Genomic DNA, 7225 nt, shown 5'->3' with positions numbered 1-7225 from the left:
TGCAATTGCTAATGTTAAAATCAATCTTAAAAGCCTTGACAATCAGGAATATAAAGAAAATATAAAAAATGAATATTTAAAATTAAAAAAAGAAAGTTCACGCCTTAAAGCAGAAATTATTGAGCTTGCAAATTAGTTATATTTTTGCATCTGAACTTACAAATTTATTATTTAATCAAAGGAAGTGACGAAATGAAAGAATTAAGCGGCAGAAAATTAGCAGCTGAGATTAAAGAAAGTTTAATTAAAGAAGTTGAAAATCTTAAAAGCGAAACTGGTGCGGCGCCCCACCTTATTGTGCTGCAGTATGGTGAAGATGCTGCAAGCAAAGCTTATGCTTCCCGAATAGAAAAAAATTGTGAGGCAATAGGAATTGAATTTGAATATCAACAGCTTATTAACCAGCCTGAAAAATTTAAAGCTCTCCTGAAAAAAGCAAATAAAGACAATAAAATAACTTCAATTATGGTTCAGCAACCTCTTCCAGCTGAATTAAAAGACAGCCTGGAAATGATCAATCCTCAAAAAGATGTAGAAGGCATAACTTCTGCTTCTTTAGGAAAGCTTTTTGTTGGTCTTGAAACTTTAAATCCTGCCACAGCTGAAGCCTGTATGGAAATCCTAGACTATTATGATATTCCGATCAAAGGGCAGAGAGCCGTTGTTGTTGGTAGAAGCAATATTGTCGGTAAACCAGTTTCAATTTTATTACAGCAAAAACACGCTACAGTAACTATGTGTCATTCTCGGACCAGGGATTTAGAATGGGAATTAAAAAATGCAGATATAGTAGTGGCAGCAGTTGGGAGAGCAGAAATGATAAAAGGTGAGATGCTGGATGAAGATTCAGTAGTTATTGATGTCGGTACTAATTTTATCGATGGCAAATTACTGGGAGATGTTGATTTTGCTTCAGCAGCTGAAATAGTAAAGGCTCTTACTCCTGTTCCAGGTGGAGTTGGCACAGTTACCAATCAAGTTTTAATGAGAAATATTGTCAAATCATTTAAGAATTTGCATAATATCAAATAATAATTATATATTTTTAAAAAAGGCCCTTCTAGAATTTAAAAGAAGGGCCTTGGTCTTTGTCTAATATTTAGGTTTTTTAGATTTACAGTTTTTGCTTCACAACGTTAATTATACAACCCAAATATCTAAGAATTTACTCAGTAATTAATTCTAAAGGTACTGGAGTATATTCATCAACTTCTTCTCCATTAACAACTTTAACTGCTATCTCAACGGACATTTCACCCATTAATGCAGGCTTTTGAGCAACTGTTGCAGCCATATTACGGCCAGCAGCTTCTATAGCTTCCATTGCACCTAAAGCCATATTATCATTGTGAGCAAAAACAGCATCAATTTCTGGGTTACCCTGTAAGATATTTTCCATAACTGTCATACCTTCTGCACGGTCAAAAGCTGCAGGCTGACGGGCAATTACTTCTAAATCAGGATATTTGTCCATAGCCTTATTAAATCCTTCTCCTCTATCTCTGGCAGCAGATGTTCCCGGAATACCTTCTAATTCAACCACTTTTCTAGTTTCACCTAACTGCTCAGCAATAAAGTCCCCAGCCATTTCTCCACCAGCAACATTATCAGAAGCGATGTGACTTGCTACATTTCCACCTTCTGCACCACGATCAACTGTAATTACAGGGACACCTGCATCATTAGCTGCTGTGATTGCTGAAACAACAGCGTTACCATCAACAGGGTTTACTATTAATACATCAATCTGTCTGATTAATAAATCTTCAACACTGCTTAACTGACTTGCGGCATCATCTTGAGCATCAACAGTTAAAATTTCTATTCCCATTTCTTCTGCCATAGCCTCTGCACCATCTTTAAGATCAACAAAAAATGGATTATTAAGAGTAGAAACTGCAAGACCAATTTTAATATCCTGCGCTGCAGCTCCTGCAGATACACCAACAATTAAAATTATAGATAAGGCTAAAACAATAGTTAATTTTTTCATTTTAATTCCTCCTTGAGATTAATTCTTCTAATAATTTTTAATGAATTGTTTGAATCACACCAAAGAAGCTAGTGAAAACTCACCCCCTAATTAATATATTTTTTTATCTATATATATTACTACTGCTGACTTTTACGGTCTAGAAAGACAGCAAGCAGAATAACAGCACCCTTAGCAACTAACTGATAAAATGAAGATACATTTAAAAGATTTAAACCATTATTTAAAACAGCAATTATCAGAGCACCGACAATTGTTCCAATAACTGTACCACTTCCACCCGAAAGACTTGTACCACCTAAAACAACAGCAGCAATAGCATCTAATTCATAGCCTTCACCAGACATCGGTTGGGCAGAGTTTAATCTTGATGTTAATATTATACCACTAACTGAAGCTAAAAATCCATTTAAAGCATAAACAGCTATTTTAATTTTGTCAGTATTAATTCCAGAAAGTTTTGTAGCAGTTTCATTACCACCTATAGCATAAATGTACCGCCCCAGTGGTGTTTTTTTGAGTAAAATATAAATGATTATTAAAAATATAAACATGATAACAACTGGAATTGGTATTCTTCCCAAATATCCTGCACCAAAAAATCTAAAAGTTTCATTAAAACCTGATATTGGACGCCCATCCGTATATATGAGGGTAAAACCACGGGCAATTGTCATCATCGCTAAAGTCACTATAAAAGCAGGTAATTTAGCCTTAGCAACTGCTAAACCGTTAAAAAATCCTAAGGCAGTACCGGCAGCTAATCCAATTAAAATTGCCAGAAATACATTTAAACCCGAATTAACCATCATTCCAGCTGTAATTGCACCAGAAAAAGCAAGCATTGAACCAACTGAAAGATCAATTCCTCCAGTCAAAATTACCATAGTCATTCCAAAAGAAACTATTGCTATAATTGAAACCTGTCTAATAATATTTAAAACATTTGGTATTGCTAAAAAATAAGGACTCAAAAATGAAAGCACAATTACTAAAATTAATAATCCAATTCCTGTTTTAAATTTATTTATAATTTCTAAAAAATTTTTTTTACTGGTATTATTTTCATTATTCACTTGTTTAATTCCTCCTCCCAGTTGCCAGCTTCATTACAGATTCTTGATCAGCAACAGCGGCATCTAGTTCGCCCATAATTTCTTTTTCATGCATCACTATAACTCTATTACTTAAATTTAAAACTTCAGGTAATTCTGAAGATATTAAAATAACTGCAACTCCTTCATTAATTAATTCCTGCATCAAATTGTATATTTCCCGCTTAGCACCCACATCTATTCCGCGGGTAGGTTCATCAAAAATTACAATTTCTGGTTTAGTAGAAAGCAATTTGGAAATCACAACTTTTTGCTGGTTTCCCCCACTAAGATTTTTAACAAGCTGTTTTTCAGACGGAGTTTTGATCTTTAAATCTTCAATATATTTTTCTGCTAAATCAGTCTCAGCAGATTTATTGATAAAAGTATTTGCTTTTAACATTGACTTTAAAACTGAGATACTTATATTGTTAGCAACTGAAAGTCCGAGGACTAAACCTTCTTCTTTTCGGTCTTCACTAAGATAATATATACCTGTATTTATAGCATCAGCAGGTGAATTTATTTCGATTTTTTTTCCTTTAAAATAGATATTCCCACTTTTTTCTTTAAAAACTCCAAATATTGCTTTTGCCAGTTCGGTTCTTCCAGATCCCATTAAACCAGCAATACCTAATATCTCTCCTTTTTTCAAAGAAAAAGAAGCATTTTTTATTTCTTTAGGAACAGTTAAATTTTCAACTTTTAAAATTTCTTCAGTTGGACTAAAATTCATTTTAGGGAAACGGTCTTCAATTGTTCGCCCAACCATCATTTTAATTAATTGATCTTCATTAGTGGCAGAAGTTTCAACCTCATCTACAAACTGACCATCTCTCAAAACAGTAACTCTGTCACAAATTTCGAAAACTTCTTCTAAGCGATGAGAAATATAAACTATAGCTATCTCCTGCTGTTTTAATCTCTCGATCAGTTCAAACAAAATATCAATTTCTTGATTCGTTAAAGAAGATGTAGGTTCGTCCATTACCAGTATATCAGCATTTTGCGAAACAGCTTTTGCTATTTCTACCATCTGCTGGCTGCCAATATTTAGGTCTTTAATCTTAGCTTTAGGATCAATATCCACTCCCAGCATATCAAGTACTTCACTTGTTTTTTGATAAAGTTTTTGGTAATTAATAAAAATTCCATTTCTATCTTCTCTGCCTAAAAATATATTTTCAGCAACATTTAGATAAGGAATAAGTTCTAATTCTTGATGAATTATTGCAAGACCTGCATTTTGAGCTTCTTTAGTGTTTTCAAACTTAACTGATTCACCTTTTACAATTATTTCTCCTTCATCACGCTGATGAATACCATTCAAAACTTTCATTAAAGTAGATTTCCCAGCTCCATTTTCACCTAATAAAGCATGAACTTCTCCTTTTTTAAGAGAAAAATTAACTTTATCTAAGGCCTTAACTCCAGGAAAGGTTTTGGTGATGTTTTTCATTTCCAAAACAGTTTCTTTTGCCATTTAAAAATCAACTCCTGAAATCAAAATGATATTAGCATATGGAATTATTTCTCCACTTCGAACTACAGCTCTGGAGTTATTTGTTTCTTTTTTGAACTCAGTGTGTGGAATATATTCAATTTCTATATCAGGAAGCATTTTTATGATTTCTGCTTCTAATTTAGGGCTTTTTTCTTTAATTTCAGCAGCTAAAATTGCTTTTTCCACAACTAAATCATTTAATACAGCTTTTAATATTTCCAAAAATTTAGGATAGCCTTTAGTCAGTGATAAATCAACTCTTTCAACTTTCTCTGGAATTGGCAAGCCGCAGTCTGCAATCGTCAAGCCATCCTTGTGACCCATTTCAGCAATCACTCTAACTAATTCACTATTAATTATTCCATTTTTTTTCATCTTATTTGCTCCTTTCTGCAAGGAATTCAGTTAATTCTTTTTTATCGGGAATAGAACTTTGTGCTCCTATTTTAGTTACTGAATAGGCTGCAGCCTGAACTGCAAACTGTAATGCTTTTTCCAAATCTTTTTCAGCAGTTAAACTAGCAGCAAAGGCCCCTGCAAATACATCTCCTGCTGCTGTAGTATCAACAGCTTTAACTTTTAATGTATCTACATGAATTTCTTTTTCCTGACCATAATAGTTAATTCCTTTTTCTCCTTCAGTTACTACAATATTTTTAACACCCTTTTCCAAAAGAAGCTTGATTTTTTCAGATCGGCTTTTTGTTTTTAGATCTTTTAATAATAAATCTAATTCACCTTCATTCGGCAGTAGATAATCTATTTTTTCTAAAATACTATCTGATAATTTCTGAGCTGGTGCAGGATCTAATATAATCTTGGTCTTATTTTTTGAAGCAATTTCTACAATTTTTTCAATAGTATTAAGCGGAATTTCCAGCTGTAAAAGTATAATTTCGGCTTCAATTATTTTATCTCTAATTTTTTCTATTTTTTCAGGAAGCAGCTCATAATTAGCACCAGGAGAAACTATTATTCTATTGTTTCCGTTTTTATCAACAGTAATTACTGCCACACCTGTACTAACACCTTCAATCTCAAAGATATGGTCAATTTTAGCTCCACCATTTTTTAAGCTAGATTTTAATTTAGGAGCAAAACTATCATCTCCACAAGCTCCAATAAATTCAACATCTTTTCCTAATTTAGCAGCTGCCAAAGCTTGATTAGCTCCTTTACCACCTGGAATTTGTTGGAATTCTCCTCCAATAATGGTTTCACCTTCCTCAGGATACCTCTCTGTTTCAACAACTAAATCCATATTCATACTGCCAATAACAAGTATTTTTGACAATTAACTCACCTGCCCTTTATAATTCTTTGCTCAAACTGATTCTCTAATAATTAAATCAGTGGTTAATATTTGGTCCTTAATTTCAAAATTCTGCTGATTAATCATCTTCAAAAGAATTGTTACTGCTCTTTCTCCCATCTCATATTTTGGCTGACGCATTGTTGTAAGTTCTGGTTTTAAAAGTGAGGCTAAATTAATATCATCATGACCAGCAACTGCCATATCTTCAGGGATTTTCAAATCTGCTTCAAAAAGAGCTTTATAAACCCCTGCTGCACTTAAATCATTAGCTGCAAAAATTGCTTTAGGCCTATTTTTTAAATTCAGTAAAGACTGCATTGCTTGATAGGCAGAATTTTGAGTATATTCACCTTCAATTATATATTTGTTCTTTATTGGGATTCCATATTTTTTTAGCGCCTTTTTGTACCCTTCTAATCTATCGCGAGCAGTTGTAGTATTTAAATCACCACTAATATGTGCGATCTTTTTATAGCCCTTTTTTATCATATATTGAACCATCTGATAAGCAGATTTCTTGTTATCAATACTAATTAGAGGATAGTGATGGTCTAAGACAGATCTATCTATCTGAACTACTGGGTAATTTTCAGCTTTTAAATCTTTTAGTATTTTTTCATTACCAAGAGAAAGAGAAACAATTAAACCATCAAGCTGCTTACTTTTAAATAATTCAACTGCTTTTCTTTCTCTTTCCAAATGATTGTCTGTATTAAATAAAATTACAGAATAACCAAGTTTCTGTGCTTTATCTTCAACAGCTCTTACTATCTGAGGAAAAAAGGGGTTGCTGATATCGGGGATGATTAGTCCAATAGTATGAGTTTTCTGCATTACGAGTCCACGAGCTACACTATTTGGATTATAATTCATTTCATCTATTATTTTTAATATTTTAGCTCTTGTGTCATCACCAACATCAGGTTTATTATTTAAAACTCGAGATACTGTCGTTACTGATACATTTGCTTCTTTTGCTATATCTTTTATTGTAACTCTCATAATATCACCTAATTATTAATCTTTTTATCTTATAATTCTTTTCTTAGCTAAATGTCGTTAACGCTTTCGGTAACGTTTACAATTATAATTATAAAATATTCTGACAAATATTTCAACTATTTCTGATACTTAATTTAATCTTTATCAAGCATTAAAGATAATTATTAATAGAATACTTGAAAATACTCTGTCATGAAAGCTATAATTACTTTTGTTAATTTAAATGATTTTAAAAAAGAAAAACTCCCCGGGGGAGGGGAGTAAAATTGTATAAAATGTTAATAAATAAATTATATTATAACAAAATGGATCTAATT

The 7225-nt window shown here is 32.5% G+C and carries 7 protein-coding genes; 1 reads left to right on the top strand and 6 read right to left on the bottom strand.

What is annotated here, in order from left to right; genetic code table 11:
- Positions 1–192 precede the first annotated feature (192 nt).
- Positions 193–1032 (top strand): bifunctional 5,10-methylenetetrahydrofolate dehydrogenase/5,10-methenyltetrahydrofolate cyclohydrolase, encoded by an 840-nt coding sequence (locus CI949_RS15515; RefSeq protein WP_073157045.1) that lies wholly within the window; start codon positions 193–195, stop codon positions 1030–1032.
- 133 nt (positions 1033–1165) lie between these two features.
- On the opposite strand, the gene CI949_RS15510 is transcribed toward CI949_RS15515, so the two are convergent.
- The 6 genes from CI949_RS15510 to CI949_RS15485 form a co-directional block, all read right to left on the bottom strand.
- On the bottom strand, positions 1166–1993 hold the full coding sequence (locus tag CI949_RS15510; RefSeq protein WP_290767931.1) for a D-ribose ABC transporter substrate-binding protein: 828 nt from the start codon (positions 1991–1993) through the stop codon (positions 1166–1168).
- Between the two features lie 119 nt (positions 1994–2112).
- A complete protein-coding gene (locus tag CI949_RS15505; RefSeq protein WP_290767928.1) occupies positions 2113–3069 on the bottom strand; it encodes an ABC transporter permease in 957 nt (318 codons plus the stop codon).
- Between the two features lie 4 nt (positions 3070–3073).
- Positions 3074–4570 (bottom strand): sugar ABC transporter ATP-binding protein, encoded by a 1497-nt coding sequence (locus CI949_RS15500; protein ID WP_089655177.1) that lies wholly within the window; start codon positions 4568–4570, stop codon positions 3074–3076.
- Complete coding sequence (rbsD, locus tag CI949_RS15495) at positions 4571–4966, bottom strand: D-ribose pyranase (RefSeq protein ID WP_073157033.1); 396 nt, start codon at positions 4964–4966, stop codon at positions 4571–4573.
- Position 4967: 1 nt separating this feature from the next.
- Complete coding sequence (rbsK, locus tag CI949_RS15490) at positions 4968–5885, bottom strand: ribokinase (protein ID WP_089655176.1); 918 nt, start codon at positions 5883–5885, stop codon at positions 4968–4970.
- A 30-nt stretch (positions 5886–5915) separates the two neighbouring features.
- Positions 5916–6908 (bottom strand): LacI family DNA-binding transcriptional regulator, encoded by a 993-nt coding sequence (locus CI949_RS15485; RefSeq protein ID WP_089655175.1) that lies wholly within the window; start codon positions 6906–6908, stop codon positions 5916–5918.
- Positions 6909–7225 lie beyond the last annotated feature (317 nt).

It is taken from the genome of Halanaerobium sp. (assembly GCF_003070835.1).
This window is presented reverse-complemented; position numbering and strand designations above follow the sequence as displayed.